Origin of the sequence: Streptomyces sp. NBC_01264 (assembly GCF_026340675.1) — a bacterium.
Taxonomy (GTDB): Bacteria; Actinomycetota; Actinomycetes; order Streptomycetales; family Streptomycetaceae; genus Streptomyces.
Genome location: NZ_JAPEOX010000002.1, coordinates 812,364 through 829,973, shown reverse-complemented (window position 1 = coordinate 829,973; position 17,610 = coordinate 812,364). Strand labels below are relative to the sequence as shown.

Sequence of the window (17,610 nt, the reverse complement as noted above, 5' to 3'; positions counted from 1 at the left end):
CCGCAGGGCGGGTGGGCCATACGAGTGAAGGGCCAGCGGTGGCCCGTATGCGTAAAGATGCTCTTTGACCAGCCATTCCGAGCAACTTCCTTCAAATGGGGCCTCCGGGGCGCTATGTTGCCCGGTGCATGCCAAAGGGTGTGTCCGTAGTCCGGACTGCACGAGGAGCCGCCCCATGAGACTCATCAGCATCCGCAGGAGCCCACGGCGCCGACGGGCCCCGATGGCCGCGCTGCTCGCCGCGGCCCTCGCCGCGACCGGTCTGGCCGCCGCCGGATCCCTCTCCTCGCCGGCTTCGGCGGCCGCCTCGGCGCCGGCCCCCGCGACGGCGGGCAACGCCACCGGCATCACCCAGTCCGGCAACACCTTCACCATCGCAACCTCCGGCGGGGCCAAGGCCAGGGTGGTCGTCGCCCGCGCCGACATCTTCCGGCTCTGGCTCTCGCCCGACGGAGCCTTCACCAACGATCCGGCCGGCACCGACCTCGCCCCCACCACGGACTTCGGCCCGGTGAGCGCCGCCTGGACCGACGCGGGCACGTACTACAAGATCACCACCGGCTCCCTGTCCATCCGGGTCAACAAGACCCCGCTGCAGTTCTCCGCCTACCGGGCCGACAACTCCACCCTGGTCTGGCAGGAGACACAGCCCACCTCCTGGACCAGCAGCCAGACCACCCAGTACCTGGCGCGCGCGGCGGACGAGCAGTTCTACGGAACGGGCCTGCGCCTGGGCGAATGGGCGCTGCGCGGCAAGACCGTCCCGATCGCGGTCGACAACAAGTGGCGCGAGAACAACAACGCCAGCCCCGCGCCCTTCTACGTGTCCACCAACAACTACGGCGTCATGCGCAACACCTGGGCCCCCGGCTCGTACGGCTTCAACGCGCCCACCACCCTCACCCACGACGAGAAGCGCTTCGACGCCTGGTACTTCACCGGCGACTCCCTCAAGACCGTCCTGGACGCCTACACCGACGTCAGCGGCAAGCCCTTCATGGCCCCGGCGTGGGGCTTCGAGCTCGGCAACGCCGACTGCTTCAACGCCTCCAACCCGGCCTACCAGGGCGACCACAACCGGCTCCGCCACCAGACCACCCCGGACGTCGTCGGCTACGCCACGGACGCCCGCGCCGCCGACATGCCCTCGGGCTGGTTCCTGCCCAACGACGGCTACGGCTGCGGCTACACCGCGCCCCTGAAGTCCACGGTCGACGCGCTGAAGGCCAAGGGCTTCCAGACCGGACTGTGGACCTCGACCGGCCTCGGCAACATCAACGACGAGGTGGGGATGGCCGGTTCACGGGGCGTGAAGACGGACGTCGCCTGGATCGGCGGCGGTTACAAGACGGCCTTCTCCGGTGTGCAGCAGGCCGTCGACGGGATAGAGAAGAACTCCGACGCCCGCCGCTACGTCTGGACCGTCGACGGCTGGGCCGGCACCCAGCGCAACGCGGTCGTCTGGACCGGTGACACCAACGGCACCTGGGACGACATGCGCTGGCACGTCCCCGCCGTCACCGGCGCCGGCCTCTCCGGCTTCAACTACGCCACCGGAGACGTCGACGGGATCTTCGCCGGCAGCCCCAAGACGTACGCCCGCGACCTCCAGTGGAAGGCCTTCACCCCGGCCTTCATGACCATGTCCGGCTGGGGCGCGACCGGCCCGACCGCCGGCTACCAGGACAAGCAGCCCTGGCGGTTCGCGGAGCCGTACCTCTCGATCAACCGCAAGTACCTCCAGCTGAAGATGCGGCTGATGCCGTACCTGTACACGATGAGCCGCACCGCGCACGAGACCGGCGTCCCGAGCACCCGCGCGATGGTCCTGGAGTACCCCGAGGACCCGGTGGCGCGCGGCAACCTGACCAGCGGCCAGTTCATGGCCGGGGACTCCTTCCTCGTCGCGCCCGTCGTCTCCGACACCTCCGTGCGCGACGGCATCTACCTCCCGGCCGGCACCTGGACGGACTACTGGACGGGCAAGACCTACGCCGGACCGGGCTGGCTCAACGGCTACCAGGCGCCGCTCGACACCCTGCCCCTGTTCGTCAAGGGCGGCGCCATCGTGCCGATGTGGCCGCAGATGAACTACACGGGGGAGAAGCCCGTCTCCACCCTCACCTACGACATCCACCCGCGCGGGGCCAGCTCCTTCAGCCTCTACGAGGACGACGGCATCACCCGCGCCTACCAGTCGGGCGCCTTCGCCCGCCAGCAGGTCGACGTCACCGCCCCGGCCTCCGGATCCGGCACGGTCACCGTGTCCGTCTCCGCCCCGGCCGGCAGCTACACCGGCAAACCGGCCTCGCGCGGCTACGAGTTCAGCCTCCACGTGGCCACCGCCCCCACCGCCCTCACCGTGGACGGCGCCGCCCTCACCCGGCTGACCAGCAAGGCCGCCTACGCCGCCGCGGCGACGGGCTGGTTCTTCGACGCCGCCGACCGCGGTGGCATCCTGTGGACCAAGACGGGTACGAAGTCGGCCGCGTTCAGCGTCTCCGCCGCCGGCACCTCCGTCCCGGCCGCCGACCCCGTCCCGGTCACCTCCAGCCCCGTCCCGCAGTCGGCCTGGACCCTGGTCTCCGCCGACAGTCAGGAGACCGGCGGCGAGAACGGCGCCGCCCGCAACGCCTTCGACGGGAACACCGGGACCATCTGGCACACCGCCTGGTCCGGCTCCGCCCCCGCACCGCTCCCGCACGAGATCCAGATCGACCTGGGAGCCCGCTACACGGCCGACGGCCTCGGCTACCTGCCCCGCCAGGACGGCGGGGTCAACGGCCGGATCGGCGGCTACGAGGTCTACGTCTCGGACACCACCACCGACTGGGGATCCCCGGTCGCCACCGGCACCTTCGCCGACACGGCGGCCCTCAAGTCGGTCTCCCTGTCCGCCAAGGCGGGCCGCTACCTCCGCCTCAAGGCACTGACCGAGGCGGGCGGCCGCGGCCCCTGGACCAGCGCGGCCGAGATCACCCTCACCGGCCGCCCGACCCCGCTGCCCGCGGCCGCCACCCTCGTCAACGGGGCGTCGGCCAGTTGTCTGGACCTCCCGGGCAGCGCCACCACCCCCGGCACCCAGCCCACCCTCTACAGCTGCCACGGGGGCCCCAACCAGCGCTGGACCCTGCAGGGCGACGGCCGGCTCACCGGCCTCGGCGGAGTCTGCCTGGACGCCGCCACCGCCGGCGCCGTCGCGATCCAGACCTGCAACGGCAGCTCCGGCCAGAGCTGGCAGACCGGCCCGGACGGCAGCCTGCGCAACTCCGGGCAGTGCCTGACCCCGGCCGGTTCCGCCACGGCCAACGGCACCAAGCTGACCCGGGTCGCGTGCGCCACGACCGCGGCCCAGCGCTGGACCTTCACTCCGTGACCCGGTGACCCGGTGACCCGGTGACCCGCGGGGTTCGCGGCTCGCCCGTGATCCCCGCTTGTTGAGGACCGCCCGACACCCCCCACAGAGCCCGGCCCGGCACCCAGCCGGGCCGGGCTCCGGGGTTTCGGGGCGCGGCGGATACCGTGAGGGTCGCGATCCTCGGACCCTCCAGGCCTCGGACCCTCCAGGAAGGTGCTCATGCCCGCCGGGAAAATGCACGCCGACGAACCCGACATCGACACCGACCTCGTGCGCAGGCTGATCGCAGGTCAGTTCCCGCAGTGGGCGGGGCTGTCCGTCGTGCGCGTCGACTCCGCCGGCACGTCCAACGCCATGTACCGGCTGGGCGAAGAGCTGGTCGTACGCCTTCCCCGTACGCCGGGCGCGGCCGACGACGTGGGCATGGAGCACCGCTGGCTACCGCGGCTCGCCCCGGACCTGCCGGCCGCCATCCCCGCTCCCCTCGGCGTGGGGCGGCCCGCCGAGGGCTATCCCTGGTCCTGGTCCGTCTTCGGCTGGTTCCCCGGAGAGAACCCCGTGCCCGGCCGGATCGCGGAGCCGGAGCTCCTGGCCAAGGACCTGGCGGAGTTCGTCTCCGCGCTGCACCGGGCCGATCGGTCGGACGCACCGTCCTCCTACCGCAGCGAGACGCTGCGGAGCCGGGACGCCGAGACCCGTGCCGCGATCGCGGAACTGGGCGCGAGCGCCGCCGCCGGCCTGGACACGGCGGCCGTGACCGCCCTGTGGGAGGAGGCACTGCGGGCCGATCCCTGGTCCGGGCCGCCGGTCTGGATCCACGCCGATCTGCAGCCGGGGAACCTGCTCCTCGCGGACGGAAGGCTCGCCGCCGTCATCGACTTCGGCTGCGCCGGACTCGGCGAACCGGCCGTCGATCTGATCCCGGCCTGGTACGCCCTCCCGGCGTCGGCCCGCCCCGCCTTCCGGACCGCCCTGGCCGCAGACGACGCGATGTGGACGCGCGCCCGCGGCTGGGCCCTGTCGATCGCCCTGATGGAACTGAACTACTACCAGGAGACGAACCCCGTCATGGCGGCCATCGCCCGCCACGTCATCGGCGAACTCCTCGCCGCCGCCCCGGCGTAGGGTACGGCCGCGCCCGGAGGCACGGCCGTACCGCGAGCCGATCGCGTGCCGACCGGGGGCTACGGCACCCAGTGGTTGCCGGAGGCCGTGATCATGACCTGGAGCTGAATGCTCGCCGAGAAGTAGCTGCTGGTGTCGATCGGGGCGGCCAGCATCTTGTTCCACAGCGCGTCCAGCCAGGCCTGGCTGCCCGGGTCGGTCATCGCCGCCAGCGCGAACGGGGCGAAGTACGCCGCCTCGCTCCCGGAGGAGATCTGCGTGCCGTCGAGCTTGTAGCCGATGGCGATCTTGTTGGGATCGCCGCCCGTCTTGGCCTTGATCCAGCTGTTGACCTTCCGTGCCGCCGCGAGGGACTTGGCGTCCCCGCTGGTCACCGCGTCGTCCGCGATGCGCCACGGGGTCCGGCAGGCGTTCCACCAGTAGGCGCCGTCGTTCGGGTCCTCGAGGACCTGGCCGGGGGCGGGCTTGGGGGTGGTGTTGGTGTTGACGACGAAGTCGGGCAGGAGCCCGGTGTTCGGCGCGTAGGAGGCCTGCAAGTTGGTGATCTGGTTCTGGTGCGCGGTGCGGACGGTGTCCCAGGCCGCGTCGCCGGTCGCCGTCCGGAAGGCCCGGAAGTGGTCGACCATCCAGTCCGAGGTGCGGGTGATGTAGTAGTACTGGTCGCCGGAACTGCTCCAGTCGCCCAGCTTGAGCAGGTTGGTGGACGGGTTGAGCTCGTCCTTCTTGATCGCGTTGATGTGCTTGATCGCGAGCGCCTTGTAGTTGTACGTGCCCGCGCTGCCCCACTGCTTGTCGGCGAGCAGCAGCCCGTACGCGACGTCCATGTCGCCGTCGGTCGCCCCGTCACCGCCGTTGACGCTCCGGCAGGCGGTGTCCTGTTCCGCGGCGAGCAGATCGGAGTTGACCGAAGAGGGGTGGTCGATCGTCCACTTGGTCAGACCGTCGAAGATCTTCTTCGCGTCCGGGTCGGCGCCGGCCATCGTCGCGGCGATCACCATGCCGTACCCCTGGGCCTCGGCCACGTAGGGGTGGTCGGCGTCGGGCGATATGACCTGGTACCAGCCGTTGCCGCAGTTCTGCCGGACGAACGCGGACTTCCAGGTGGTGTAGTAGTCGATGGTCTTCTGGTCGAGCGTGCCCTGGGCGCCGGTCGGCTTCAGCGTCCCGGCGGTGTAGGGGCGGGTGTGGCTGCCGAACGGAACCGCCGCTCCGGAGCCGCCGGACGGCTGGGTGGTGACGCCGAGCGCGTTGCTCGCCGCGGAGGTGTTGCCCGCCGCGTCCCGCGCCTTGACGGTGTAGCCGTAGCTGGTGGAGGCCGTGAGGCCGGTGTCCGTGTACGAGGTCCCGGTGGCCGTCGCGACGAACGTGGCGCCGCGGTACACGTCGTAGCCGGTGACGCCCACGTTGTCGGTGGCGGCGTTCCAGGCGAGCGAGACGCTGTTCGCGGTGGTGGCCGTCGAGCGCAGGCTGCCCGGAGCGCTCGGCGCGGTGGTGTCGGAGCCGCCGGAGACCGGGGAGCCGTAGACCTCGAACTCCCAGAGGGAGTAGCCGTACGCGGTACCCCGCGCGGTGGCGTGCACGCGGACGTAGCGCCCGGTCCCGGTGAGTGTCAGGTCGTCCGTCGCGCCGTTCCCGGTGCTGGTGGAGTAGACGTCGGTCCAGCTCGTCCCGTCGTTCGAGGTCTGGATCTTGTACGTCTTCCCGTACGCGGCCTCCCAGCTGAGCTTCACCCGGCTGATGGTGTGCGCCGATCCGAGGTCGATGCGGATCCACTGCGGGTCCACGCCCTCCGCGCTCGCCCAGCGCGTCGCGGCGTTGGCGTCCACGGCCTTGCCCGCCTCGAAGCCGCTCCCCTCGACCGAGGAAGCGGTCGTGGGCTTTCCGGTCGAGACCAGCACCGCGGCGGCCGCTGCGGGCGCGGCGGCGGTGGCGGAGGTGGGCAGTGCGGTTCCGGCGGCCGTGGCGGCCGGGACGCCGAGCCCGGTGAGGCCCGCCAGGGCGGCGACGGTGGCGAAGCCCGCCAGCGGGCGGTACCAGTGGGGGTGGCGACGGTCTCTGTGCGCGGAGCGTTGGTGATGTGCTCGTGACATCGTGCGTCCTCGGGTGAGTGCTGCGCGAGTGGGGGGAGCGGCCGATGCGGGGGTCGGCCAATAGTTAGGAATGATTCCTAACCATTGGCCGAGAGAGTAGGAACGGAACGGGGTGTCGCGCAAGACCCTGGGTGCGATCCATCAGTGCGATGTGCCGGGGCGGGCGTGGCGGGCTCCTGTCAGTGCCGGCCGCGAGGATGGGCCGCATGACACCTTTGCTTCTGACCGACATCGACCGTGCCGTCCGCGGCGGTTGGAGCGCGATGACGTGCACGCCCGAGTACCGCGACCGATGGACCAGGGAGAACCCGGCCCGCGACCAGTGCGGTGTGACAGCCCTCGTCCTCAACGACCTGCTGGGCGGCGAGCTGATCCGGGGCGAGGTCCTCGTCGACGGCGAGCGCGTGGACTACCACTGGTGGAACCGGCTCGGCCTCGGCATGGAGATCGACCTCACCCGCGAGCAGTTCGCCCCGGAGGAGAAGGTCACCGAGGGGATCGTCGTCCCGCGCCCGCCGGACAGCGAACTGCGCCGCCTGCGCACGGAGTACGAGCTCCTGCGCGAGGCGGTCATGGCCGAGCTCGCCCGCCCCGAGGTCACCGCCTAGGCGGTGGCGGGTCGGCACCCGGTTCCGCCCTCGCGATGGCGGGGCCGGGTTGCCGCCCTGGGCCGTGAACCGATCGTCGGGCAGCCGGACATCCAAGTCAATCCTCCGGATTCCTGGCAACTCCCAAGGGATACCTTGGGAGTTGTGACCCTCGACGATCTGCGCGTCTTCGTCGCCGTGTGCCGGGCCGGCAGCCTCAGTGCCGTGGCCCGCGACCTCGGCCGCACCCAGTCCGCCGTCAGCCAGCACATCCGCCGCCTGGAGAAGGAGACCGGCACCGCGCTTCTGGAGCGCCACCCGCGCGGGGTCTCACCCACCGGGGCCGGTCTGATCCTCCGGGCGGCCGCCGCCGACGGGATCGCCGGGCTCGACGGAGCCCTGCGCCGGCTCGACGACCTCGTACGGGGTGACGGCGGCTCGGTGCGGGTCACCACGGGGGCCACCACCGTGCGGCACTTCATGGCCGAGGCGATCGTCGCCTTCCGGCGCAGCCATCCCCGGGTCAGCCTGGAGTTCCGGACCGAGAACTCCAGCCGGAGCTGCTTCGAAGCCCTCTCCGCCGAGGACCTCGACCTCGCGTGGATCACCATCGGAGCCCCCGTGCCGGGCATCGAGCAACGCCCCGTCATGCGGCTGCCCTGGGTCCTGGCGGTCGGCGCCGACGACCCCCTCGCCGCCCGCTCCCGCCTGGAGCCGGCCGACCTCGGCGCGGTCCGTCACATCCGGCTGCCGGAGAACTCCAGCTCCCGCGCCCAGCTCGACGCCGCCCTCGCCGAGGCGGGCATCCGGATCAGCTCCGACACCAGCGCCGCCGACTGGGACACCGCCCTCCTCCTCGCCGAACTGGGCCTCGGCCACGCCGTCGTACCGGCCCTGCCCGGCTGGCAGGTCCCCGGATCGGACGGACCGCTGCGCCTCGTGCCGGTCCCCGCCCTACCGCCGCTCGCCGTCGGCTGGGCCGTCCGGCGCTGGTCCGCCCTCTCCGCACCGGCCCGCGCCTTCGCCGACGAGGTGACCCGCAGCTGCGTGGCCCGCACCGCCGCCCCCGGCCGGCCGTGACGCGGGCAGCGGTGGGGAGGGCAGCGGTGACGCGGCCGGCGGTGGGGAGGGCAGCGGTGACGCGGCCGGCGGTGAGGACGGCAGCCGTGACGCGGTCGGCCGTGAGAAGGGCAGTCGTGATGCCGGCAGCAGTCCTACGGCGGCCAGCGCGGTCAGCGCCGCGGCCGAGGCCCCGGTCCCCGCGGACACCGCGATGCCCAGGGCGGGCCCGATGTTCATCGCCGTCTGCTTGAGCCCGCCCACCACCCCCGCGTACCCGGCCGGGGCGTCCCCGACCACCGTCCCGGTGGCCGTCACCATCACCGCGGCGAAGCCCGCGCCGAGCACCCCGAACCCCCAGCCCGGACCCAGTCCCGTGATCCCGAGCGCCACCAGCCCGGTCCCCGCCATCGCGGTCCCGCGGGCCCCGAACCGGCGCAGCAGGGCCCCCGCCACCGGTGCGCCGACGACCATGGCGGCCGTCATCGGCAGCACGCGCAGCCCGGTCTCGAGCGGATCGAGCCCCGCCGCGTCCTGGAGCGCGAAGCCGGCCCCGAACGGCGCCCCGAACAGGGCGGCGGAGACGACTGCCAGCAGCGCGACGGACGCCGTCACCGGGACGGAGCGGGCCACCGGGCGCGGCACCAGGGGCTGGGCGGAGCCGCGCTCGGACCGGACGAGCAGGGCCGCCAGTGCGGCGGCCGCGGCGAAGCCGGCCAGGGTGCGGGGTCCCGACCAGCCGTGTTCCGGTACGCCGGCCAGCGCGTGCACCAGCACGGCGAGGGAGGCCGCGAGGAGGAGCGCACCACTGGGCCGGATCCGCCCGGGCTCGGTGGGCGGCGGCGCGGGGACCCGTACGAACAGGGCCGCCGCCGCGATCACGAGGGCGGCGGGGACGTTCGCCACGAACACCGCGCGCCAGCCGAAGCGTTCGACCAGCAGGCCCCCGAGCAGCGGCCCGGCCGCCGCGGCCACCCCGATCGCCGCGGTCCGCACCGCGACCGCCCCGCCGATCCGCCCGGGCGGGTACGCGAGCCGCAGCAGGGCGAGCGTCGCCGGCTGGAGCAGCGCCCCGAACAGCCCCTGGGCCGCGCGCAGGGCGATCACCCAGCCGACTCCGGGGGCGAGCGCGATGCCCGCCGAGGTCGCGCCGAAGCCGAGTACGCCGGTGAACAGCAGCCGGGTGTGCCCGTACCGGTCGCCCAGCCGGCCGGCGAGGATCAGGAAAGCCGCCACGCTCAGCAGGTACGCGCCGCTCGTCCACTGCACCTCGGCCATGCTCGCGCCGAGGTCCCGCCGCAGGCTGGGCTGCGCCATCAGCAGCACCGTCCCGTCGAGGGCGACGAGCATCGCACCGCCCGCGCTGACGCAGAGCGCGAGCCGGGGCCTCACGGCCGGTGTCCCGGCAGGTGGGCGTCGAGGGCGGCGTCGACCACCCGGTCGACGGAGGCCTCCGGATCGCCGTCGAGGACGAGCGGCAGACTGCCCCAGGCCCACAGCTGCGCGACGCCGTGCAGATTGGCCCAGAGCGCGGCGGCGGTGATGCGGGGGGCCCGGGTCGTCCCGCACCGGGTGACCAGCGAGACGAGGAGCTCGAACAGCGGCAGCGTGGAGTCCCGGAGCCGCACTCCCGGCGGGCCGCCCTGCCGACTGCCGTCCAGCAGGTCATGGCGGAACATCAGCTCGAACATGCCGCGGTGCTCCAGCGCGTAGCCGACGTACGCCCGCCCGAGCGCCCGCACCTGCCCGCGCGGGTCGTCCGCGCCGGGGCCCGCCATCGCGGCGGGGATGCGGGAGCCGAGCTCGTCGAACCCGCGCCGGGCGATGGAGGACAGCAGCGCCTGGTGGGTGGCGAAGTACCGCCGGGGCGCCCCGTGGGACACCCCGGCGCGGCGGGCGATCTCGCGCAGCCCGAGCGCGGCGGTCCCCTCGCTGGTCACGAGCTCCACACCGACGTCGATCAGCCGCTCGCGCAGCCCGCTGTCCTGATCCATAGACACTGTCTACCACCAGGCGGTAGACAGTGTCTATCTCCGCTTCTCGGCGATGATGGGAGGAGCACGGACGGGCGAAGCGCCCGGCCCGGCCGAGGGAGAGGTGACCTGCCATGGTGGAGCGCGAAACCCGTGAGGCCGGGCCGTCGGCGGGCGGGCTGGAAGAGGGCCGCCTGATGAAGGAACTCGAAGCCATCCACCGCACGCGCCACGAGACCCTGCTGCACGGATCGCAGGACGCGCTGGTCACGCACACCCGGCGGATGGAAGAGCTGGAGCGCGAGTACGTCCGCCGCCACCCGGAACGCGCCCAGACCACCGGCCGCACCCGCTCCGGCGCGCGCGCCCGTACGGGAACGGAAGAACAGGGCTGAAGCCCCGGAGGGGAGCGGGGGCGCCTACTTCTCGGCGTGCTCGCCCAGCATGAACAGCAGCCAGACGAACCCGGCGAAGAGGTGCGTGCCGGCGATGTAGAAGAACGCGCGCAGCAGCACGCCGTTCTCCTTCCACTTCTCGTACTTCGCCGCCGCGGCACGAGCCTGCTCGGAGCCCTGCTTCTCGTCCGTCATCACCCGAACAGCCTACGGGCGCATCCGCCCGCGCGGGCTGAGGCATGCGTGGCCCGCGCAACAAACTTGCTTCATGTGAGACAAATTTGTATCGTTTGATACGAAGGAGGATCGCATGATGAACGAAGAAGAGCTGCTGGACGGCGCCGCACGCGTGCTCGCCGGCGATCACAGTGCCTCCATGGCGCACATCGCCGCGGGCATCGGCACCAGCCGCGCCACGCTCAGCCGCCGCTACGCCACCCGCGAGGCGCTCCTCAAGGCCGTCGCCGTCCGGGCCATCGACGTGGTCGACGGGTGCCTCGCGCCCGCCGACCTGGCCGACGGCGCCGACGGAGCGCAGTTCGACGCCGCGCTGGAGCGGCTCGTCACCGGGCTGCTGCCCGCCGCGCACCTGTACGGGTTCACCTCCCGCGACGCCACCGTGCTCGCGGACCCCGAGTTCCGGGCCGGGATCCACCGCCAGGACCAGCGGGCCCTCGCCTTCCTCGCGCACGGCCAGCGCCTCGGCCGGCTGCGCGTCGACCTGCCCGCGTACTGGATCTGGTACTCGCTCTGGGGGCTCCTCGACGCCGCCGCCGAGGGCGTCCGCGACGGCCACCTCGCCCGCCGCGACATCGGCCGGCTCGTCCTCGCCTCCTTCCTCAGCGGAACCCGGCCGTCCCCGGCCGCGTGACCGCCCCCGGCCGCGTGACCGCGTCCCCGCACCCTCCCTCGTACGACCGTGAAACAACCGTGAACGGAACCCCCATGCACACCCCCACGCAGGACCCGCGCCGCTGGATCGTGCTCGCGATCCTCTCCGGCAGTCTCCTGCTCATCTCGATGGACACCACGATCCTCAACGTGGCCTTCCCCTCGCTCGTCGGCGACCTCCAGCCGGGCGCCGTACAGCAGCTGTGGATCATCGACATCTACGCACTCGCCCTCTCCGGGCTGCTGGTCACCGCAGGCGCCCTCGGCGACCGCTGGGGCCGCAAGCGGCTGCTCATGGCGGGCTTCGGCATCTTCGCCCTCGCCTCGCTCATCGCCGTCTTCTCCACCGAGGCCTGGCACGTCATCGCGGCCCGCGCCCTCCTCAGCGTCGGCGGCGCCGCGATCATGCCCTCCACCCTGTCGATCCTGCGCAGCGTCTTCACCGACGCCAAGGAACGCGCCTTCGCCCTCGCCGTCTGGGCCGCCGTCTTCGGCGGCGGCATGGCCTTCGGCCCCGTCGTCGGCGGCCTGCTCGTCCAGGACTACGGCTGGCACTCCGCCTTCCTCCTCAACCTGCCCGTCGCCGCGGTGATCGTCGCGGCCGGCCTGCGCTACCTCCCCGAATCCCGCTCCCCGCGCTCCGCCGGAAAGTGGGACTGGACCGGCGTCGGCCAGTCGATCGTCGGCATGCTCGCCCTCGCGGGCGGCATCAAGCAGCTCGGCAAGAGCGGTGTCGCCGACCCGCTGCCCTGGGCCCTGCTGGTCCTCGCCGCCGTCGCGCTGACCCTGTTCGTCCGCCGCCAGCTCCGCGTGGACAACCCGCTGCTCCAGGTCCGGCTCTTCACCAAGCCCGCCTTCAGCGTGGCCGCCACCGCGATCTTCCTGCCCATGGTGGGCATGGGCGCGATCCTGTTCCTGGTCACCCAGTGGTTCCAGTACGGCCAGGGCTACACCCCGCTCGAGGCGGGGCTGCGCCTGCTGCCCGCCCCGCTCGCGCTGATCTGCGCCTCGATGGTCGCCCCGACCCTCATGCAGCGCTACGCGATCCGTCACGTGCTCGGCGGCGGCCTGGTGGTCCTCGCCGCGGGCATGGCCCTGCCCTGGACCCTCCAGCAGTTCACCGGCCTCGGCTACCCCGCCTTCGCCCTCGCGCTCACGATCATGGGCCTGGGCGCGGGCATCGCCACCACCGTCGCCTCGGTGACCCTCATCTCCACGGCCCCGGCCGACCAGGTCTCCAGCGCCGCCGCCATCGAGGAGACCTGCTACGAACTCGGCTCGGCCATGGGCGTCGCCATCCTCGGCTCCACCGCCGCCGCGCTCTACCGCGGCAACCTCCCGGCCCTGGACCTGGACTCCACCACCCTGGCCGCCGTACGAGACTCCGTGGGCGAGGCCGCCCACACCGCCGAGCAGCTCGGCGGCGGCGTCGGCCGGACCCTGCTCGACGCCGCCTCGCAGGCCTACACCCTCGCGATCACCCCGGCGTTCCTGATGGCCGGCCTCCTCGCGATCGCCGCCGCGGCGACCACGTGGACACTGATCCCGCGCGACCTGCGCCCGACCGAGAACCACTGACGACTGGAGTCACCAGTCACCAGTCACCGGTCACCGGTCACCGTCACCAGGGCTCAGCGGAAGGTGCGCCACCGCACCTTCCGCTCCCGGGACCGGGACGCAGCCGCCGTCGGCGCGGATCTTCGCGACCAGGTCCCCGAGTTCGGCCAGGGTGTCCACGCCGAGCAGTGAGGGGTTCGCCTCCAGCATCAACGCGACGTACTCCCCGATGCGCTGAGGGGTGAGATCGTCCGACGCCTCCGGCTCCACCGGACCGTCCTGCCCCTCGAACACGATCCGGGCGTTGCGCACCAGCCGGATCTGCTCATCGCTGTACACCCTGGCCAGCACCGCCTCGGAGATCCGCTCGCGCGCCTCCGCGGCTCGCATGGCCGACCGCCGATCGCCCGGAACGGTGACGACTTCCTCCGTGTCCTGAGCGGCGGCTCCGGCCCGCCGCTCACTGGTGAGGGCCCGGGCCACACTGCTCCACCTCGCCTTCACGGCGGGGAGCGCCTGGTCGTTCCATTTCGCCTTCGCCGCCGGAAGCGCTTGCTCGTACCACCACGTCCTCACGGGCGGCCCGGCCTTCTCCACCACCAGGAGGCCGAAGTGGACGAGCATCTCGGCGAGGAACTCCGCTTTCTCCCGCCGCTCTTGCGCCTCCGGATCCGGCTCTTCCCGCGGCGTGAGGAAGATCTCGGCTTGACCCAGCTGATTCGTGTCGGCGTCACGTGTCATGCCGCGATAGGCGCCCTCGGTCTTCCTCGACCGCGTGAGACGCGCGCCCTTGTGGACCCTGATGACTGCCGGGATGTCGTCGTACTCGCCGTGCTTGTCGCTGTCCACGCCCCACCGCCCACCCTTTCGGCCTACGGGAGCGCCGCGTTCGCCCGCTCCCGCCCCGGGAGCGCCGTCCCGGACACTGTACGGTCGGCCGACCGCCGGGTCCTGGCGGATCGTCAACTGCGGTCCAGCGGTCCGGGTTCTGGGCAGCCGCCGGTCCAGCGCCGGATCCTAGGACGCCGCGTACGCCCACACCGCGCGCATCGTCTCCGGGGCAGGCGACGGGCCCGTCAGCTCCCGCTGGGTCAGCAGGACGGTGACGGCCCCCGTCGAGGGGACGACGTGGGCGGCGGTGCCGGTGCCGCCGAGCCAGCCGTAGCGGCCCGGCACGTTCCAGGGGTCGGCCGACGTGACGTCGACCGACCCGCCGAACCCCCAGCCCTGGCCCTCCAGGAACAGCGCGGCTCCGGCCCGCTGGGCCGGAGTCAGCCAGTCGGTGGTCATCCGCCGCACCGAATCGGCCGAGAGCAGCGGGCCGCCCCCGTCGAGCAGCATCCGGGCGAAGCGGTGGTAGTCGTCCGCCGTGGAGACCAGCCCGCCCGCACCGGACGGGAAGGCGGGCACGGCGCTCCACTGCCCGTCGGGGGCGTCCACGAGGTCGAGGCCCCCGTCCGCGCCGGCCCGGTACGCGTGCGTGAACCGGCCCGACTGCCCCGCCGGCACGGCGAACCCGGTGTCGGGCATGTCCAGCGGCTCGAAGATCCGTTCCGCCAGGAACTCCGGCAGCGAACACCCCGCCACCCGGGCGATCAGCACGCCCAGAACGTCCGAGCAGGTGTTGTACAGCCAGGCCTCGCCCGGCTGGTACAGCATCGGGATCCGGCCCAGCGCGGCCATCCACTCGTCCGGCGCCGCGACGTCCTGCGGCCGCGGCGGGCCCTGCCGCAGCTCGCCGAAGAGCGGGGCGACCGCCGGGAGCGCGAAGTCGGAGGGGAATCCCCAGCCCGCCCGGAAGGTCATCAGGTCGGCCACCGTCACCGCCCGCTTCGCCGGAACCACGTCGTCGACCGGGCTCGCGGGAGTCCGTACGACGACCGGCTCGGCGATCTCCGGCAGCCAGGGCGCGACCGCGTCGGTGAGCGCGAACCGGCCGTCCTCCACCAGCATCATCACCGCCGCCGCCGTGACCGGTTTGGTCAGCGAGGCCATCCGGAAGATCGAGTCGCGGACCATCGGGGCCCCGCCCCCGGCGTCCGCGCTGCCCACGGCGGCCACTTCGGGCCCCTTGCCGTCGCCCCGGTCCACCAGGGCCACCGCCCCCGGTACGGTCCCGTCGTCCACGAACGGCTGGAGGATGTCGGCCAAACCGGTCACGAGCCCGTCCTTTCGAGAGCCTGTCCTACGGAGTCCCACAGCCCGCAGTGGTGCCGGGCCGCCGCGTCCACGGGGCGGATCCCGCCCGAGGGCTCCGGCGCCAGGGACAGTACGGCGGGGGAGCGCGGCCACCAGGGCAGCGCCCCGGGGGCGTTCGGATCGCCGGTCGCCGCGAACCGGGTCCAGTAGCCGGTCATCCGCTCCGCGAGCACTCGCTGCGCGGCGTTCATCGGGAGCCCGGTGTCGAAGAGGTAGGGCAGTTCGGAGCCGTGCGAGGCCCCGTACGGGAAGCCCGGCACCGGCGGCAGCCCCGTGAAGTCCGGTGCGTTCCGGTCGTCGAACCCGTAGTCGTACGTCGGCACGTGCCGGGCCAGCGCACGGCTGTCCCGCAGCTGCGGACACACGAAGGAGGCGTCCGTCAGCGCGGCCGCGAAGGCCAGCGCGGGCGTCGGATGGGCCGTCACCGGATAGGCGTCCTCGACGAGTTCGGCCGCGCTCGCCCCGAACGCGGCGCTCAGCCGCGACCGGTAGGCCCGCGCGTCGGCGACCGGGTAGGCCGCCAGGGTCTGCCCGAGGAAGATCCGCATCTCGTCGCGGGTGGAACCCTGCACCACCGGGACCTGGTGGAACTCCCCGCGTTCCAGGGCCCGTCGGGGCTCGGTGGGGAGCAGCGGGGTGCCGTAGGACACCGCGGAGAAGAGGTTCATGAGCTCGGGTGTCGCCAGCGCGCCGGGCGGCAGTCCGCGCAGGCACCGCAGCACGTCCGCGTCCGCCGGCCGGCCGCAGCCGAGCCGGACCGCCGCCGCGGTGCCCCGGGCCACGGTCCGGGACTCCGGCACGAAGGGCTCGTAGGCGGGCATCGGGGGGAGCCAGGAGTGCTTGGGCACGACGAGCGAGCAGGATCCGCTCTGCGCGATCGCCCGGTGGAACAGTCCGGCCGAGGCGGGGGAGGTGAGGTGCAGACAGACGCTCAGGCCGCCGGCGGACTCGCCGAACACGGTGACGTTGCCGGGATCGCCGCCGAACCGGGCGGCGTTCGCCCGCACCCAGCGCAGGGCGGCCTGCTGGTCGGCCAGCGCGAAGTCGGGGGCTCCGTGGAGGGCGGGATGCCCGAGGAGCCCGAAGATCCCGAGCCGGTAGTTGACGGTGACGACCACGGCCCCGCTCGCCGAGGCCAGTCGGCCCGCTCGGTACAGATCCCCGGCGCCGTTCATGAACCCGCCGCCGTGGAACCAGACCATCACGGGCGGGGCGCCGGCTGTTCCGGCGCGTTGCGAGGTTCCGGCCGTCCGCGTCGGGTGTCCGGCGCCCGTGGCGTCACCGGGAACCGTGACGTTGAGGAACAGGCAGTCCTCCGAGCCGCTCGGGCCACCCGGTCCCACCGCGGGCAGCTGAACGCACCGGGCCCCGGGCGCGCCCGCGTCCCGTACGCCCGCCCAGCGCGCGGCCGGTTCCGGGAGCCGCCAGCGCAGCGGCCCGGTCGGCGGGGCGGCGTACGGGATCCCCTCGAAGGTGCGGTACCCGGCGGCCTCCCGCCCGCGCACCGCCCCCCGGTCGGTCTCCACGACGGGCCGCCCCCCGGCGCCGCGACCGGGCCGGCCGCCCCGGGCACTGACGGGGGGCGCGGGGACGGCACCGAATCCGGCGACGGCTCCGAATCCGGATCCGGCGACGGCCCCGGGCGCGGCGACGGCCCCGGCTTCGGCTCTGGCGGTGGCCTTGGCTTCGGCTCTGGCGGTGGTCCCGGCTCCGGCCCAGGCGGTGGCGGCCCCGGCACCGGCAGTCGGGGCGGCCCCGGCGGCCGCCGACGCGGGAGTGGCCGCGGTCAGGAGGAGCAGGGCCAGCAGGAGGGCGCCCCGGCCGCGGGACGCCATCAGCGGCCCCTCGACAGCGCGCCCCGGACGAAGGCCGCCTGACCCGCGTGCTGGAGGTCGTCACCGATCACGCTCACCAGCCGCACCCCGAGCGTCACCGGCGGGTCCCACCGCTCGTCGACGACCCGGTCCAGATCGGCCGCGGACAGCCCCCGCAGGAACAGCTGCGTCTGCGCGTGGACGGCGTCGAAGTACCCCAGCAGCAGCTCCCCGGAGTCGACCCGGACGGCGCCGGCCTCGCGGGCGGTGTGCCCGTAGCCGGTCGACCCGCGGGGCAGTGCGAGCCCGAACCGCTCGTCCCAGCCCTGCGCGTGCCAGACCTGTTCCCGGCCGGCCGCATCCGCCACGTGGTCGTCCTGGACCCGGGTCAGGTGCCAGACGAGCCAGGTGATCGAATTCGCACCGGGATCGATCCGCGCGTCCAGCTGCCCGGCATCCAGCCCCTCGACCGCCTCGTGCACCACGTCCCGGATCCGGCCGAACGCGTCGGCCAGTACCTCCGTACCCTTCATGCCCCCACCATGCCCACGACAGGCGCCGA

At 73.3% G+C, this 17,610-nt stretch carries 14 protein-coding genes and 1 pseudogene; 7 read left to right on the top strand and 8 right to left on the bottom strand.

Annotation, left to right across the window (positions count from 1 at the left end):
• Positions 1 to 175 precede the first annotated feature (175 nt).
• Entirely contained in the window at positions 176 to 3,376 is a 3,201-nt protein-coding gene (locus tag OG435_RS36670; RefSeq protein WP_266883726.1) for a TIM-barrel domain-containing protein, read from the top strand.
• 201 nt (positions 3,377 to 3,577) lie between these two features.
• On the top strand, positions 3,578 to 4,483 hold the full coding sequence (locus OG435_RS36665) for an aminoglycoside phosphotransferase family protein (RefSeq protein WP_266883725.1): 906 nt from the start codon (positions 3,578 to 3,580) through the stop codon (positions 4,481 to 4,483).
• A gap of 59 nt (positions 4,484 to 4,542) precedes the next feature.
• Here OG435_RS36665 and OG435_RS36660 read toward each other — a convergent pair whose 3' ends face one another.
• A complete protein-coding gene (locus OG435_RS36660) occupies positions 4,543 to 6,573 on the bottom strand; it encodes a glycosyl hydrolase family 8 (protein WP_266883723.1) in 2,031 nt (676 codons plus the stop codon).
• A gap of 206 nt (positions 6,574 to 6,779) precedes the next feature.
• Between OG435_RS36660 and OG435_RS36655 the strand changes: the two genes are divergently transcribed.
• Entirely contained in the window at positions 6,780 to 7,181 is a 402-nt protein-coding gene (locus OG435_RS36655) for a YunG family protein (RefSeq protein WP_266883721.1), read from the top strand.
• Positions 7,182 to 7,325: 144 nt separating this feature from the next.
• On the top strand, positions 7,326 to 8,240 hold the full coding sequence (locus OG435_RS36650; protein ID WP_266883719.1) for a LysR family transcriptional regulator: 915 nt from the start codon (positions 7,326 to 7,328) through the stop codon (positions 8,238 to 8,240).
• A gap of 90 nt (positions 8,241 to 8,330) precedes the next feature.
• Here the strand turns inward: OG435_RS36650 and OG435_RS36645 are convergent.
• Together OG435_RS36645 and OG435_RS36640 are read right to left on the bottom strand one after the other, a co-directional pair.
• Positions 8,331 to 9,569 (bottom strand): annotated as a pseudogene (locus OG435_RS36645) (MFS transporter); the annotation flags it as partial.
• 38 nt (positions 9,570 to 9,607) lie between these two features.
• Positions 9,608 to 10,213 carry a TetR/AcrR family transcriptional regulator gene (locus tag OG435_RS36640; RefSeq protein ID WP_266883717.1) on the bottom strand — a complete coding sequence of 202 codons (606 nt, stop codon included), beginning with the start codon at positions 10,211 to 10,213 and terminating at the stop codon, positions 9,608 to 9,610.
• A 113-nt stretch (positions 10,214 to 10,326) separates the two neighbouring features.
• Between OG435_RS36640 and OG435_RS36635 the strand changes: the two genes are divergently transcribed.
• Positions 10,327 to 10,587, top strand: a complete 261-nt coding sequence (locus OG435_RS36635; protein WP_266883715.1) for a DUF6158 family protein — start codon at positions 10,327 to 10,329, stop codon at positions 10,585 to 10,587.
• 24 nt (positions 10,588 to 10,611) lie between these two features.
• On the opposite strand, the gene OG435_RS36630 is transcribed toward OG435_RS36635, so the two are convergent.
• Positions 10,612 to 10,782 (bottom strand): DUF6126 family protein, encoded by a 171-nt coding sequence (locus tag OG435_RS36630; protein ID WP_266886409.1) that lies wholly within the window; start codon positions 10,780 to 10,782, stop codon positions 10,612 to 10,614.
• A gap of 115 nt (positions 10,783 to 10,897) precedes the next feature.
• On the opposite strand from OG435_RS36630, the gene OG435_RS36625 reads away from it, so the two are divergent.
• Positions 10,898 to 11,458 (top strand): TetR/AcrR family transcriptional regulator, encoded by a 561-nt coding sequence (locus OG435_RS36625; RefSeq protein WP_266883713.1) that lies wholly within the window; start codon positions 10,898 to 10,900, stop codon positions 11,456 to 11,458.
• Between the two features lie 74 nt (positions 11,459 to 11,532).
• The gene (locus OG435_RS36620; protein WP_266883711.1) at positions 11,533 to 13,056 is read left to right on the top strand and encodes an MFS transporter; all 1,524 of its coding nucleotides are present in this window, start codon (positions 11,533 to 11,535) and stop codon (positions 13,054 to 13,056) included.
• Between the two features lie 30 nt (positions 13,057 to 13,086).
• On the opposite strand, the gene OG435_RS36615 is transcribed toward OG435_RS36620, so the two are convergent.
• The 4 genes from OG435_RS36615 to OG435_RS36600 form a co-directional block, all read right to left on the bottom strand.
• Entirely contained in the window at positions 13,087 to 13,884 is a 798-nt protein-coding gene (locus OG435_RS36615) for a hypothetical protein (protein ID WP_266883709.1), read from the bottom strand.
• 168 nt (positions 13,885 to 14,052) lie between these two features.
• Complete coding sequence (locus OG435_RS36610) at positions 14,053 to 15,195, bottom strand: serine hydrolase domain-containing protein (protein ID WP_266883707.1); 1,143 nt, start codon at positions 15,193 to 15,195, stop codon at positions 14,053 to 14,055.
• Entirely contained in the window at positions 15,192 to 17,069 is a 1,878-nt protein-coding gene (locus OG435_RS36605; RefSeq protein ID WP_266883705.1) for a carboxylesterase/lipase family protein, read from the bottom strand. The genes OG435_RS36610 and OG435_RS36605 overlap by 4 nt, the downstream gene beginning before the upstream one ends.
• Positions 17,069 to 17,581, bottom strand: coding sequence for a mycothiol transferase (locus tag OG435_RS36600; protein ID WP_266883703.1), 513 nt, complete (start codon positions 17,579 to 17,581; stop codon positions 17,069 to 17,071). Before OG435_RS36600 ends, OG435_RS36605 begins: the two co-directional genes overlap by 1 nt.
• Positions 17,582 to 17,610 lie beyond the last annotated feature (29 nt).

Excerpts from the sequence above, each read along its gene's own strand:
- OG435_RS36670 (WP_266883726.1), top strand. The coding sequence starts at position 176 with ATGAGACTCATCAGCATCCGCAGGAGCCCACGGCGCCGACGGGCCCCG.
- OG435_RS36605 (WP_266883705.1), bottom strand. The coding sequence starts at position 17,069 with ATGGCGTCCCGCGGCCGGGGCGCCCTCCTGCTGGCCCTGCTCCTCCTG.
- OG435_RS36600 (WP_266883703.1), bottom strand. The coding sequence starts at position 17,581 with ATGAAGGGTACGGAGGTACTGGCCGACGCGTTCGGCCGGATCCGGGAC.
- OG435_RS36665 (WP_266883725.1), top strand. The coding sequence starts at position 3,578 with ATGCCCGCCGGGAAAATGCACGCCGACGAACCCGACATCGACACCGAC.
- OG435_RS36660 (WP_266883723.1), bottom strand. The coding sequence starts at position 6,573 with ATGTCACGAGCACATCACCAACGCTCCGCGCACAGAGACCGTCGCCAC.
- OG435_RS36640 (WP_266883717.1), bottom strand. The coding sequence starts at position 10,213 with ATGGATCAGGACAGCGGGCTGCGCGAGCGGCTGATCGACGTCGGTGTG.
- OG435_RS36635 (WP_266883715.1), top strand. The coding sequence starts at position 10,327 with ATGGTGGAGCGCGAAACCCGTGAGGCCGGGCCGTCGGCGGGCGGGCTG.
- OG435_RS36630 (WP_266886409.1), bottom strand. The coding sequence starts at position 10,782 with ATGACGGACGAGAAGCAGGGCTCCGAGCAGGCTCGTGCCGCGGCGGCG.
- OG435_RS36655 (WP_266883721.1), top strand. The coding sequence starts at position 6,780 with ATGACACCTTTGCTTCTGACCGACATCGACCGTGCCGTCCGCGGCGGT.
- OG435_RS36625 (WP_266883713.1), top strand. The coding sequence starts at position 10,898 with ATGATGAACGAAGAAGAGCTGCTGGACGGCGCCGCACGCGTGCTCGCC.
- OG435_RS36620 (WP_266883711.1), top strand. The coding sequence starts at position 11,533 with ATGCACACCCCCACGCAGGACCCGCGCCGCTGGATCGTGCTCGCGATC.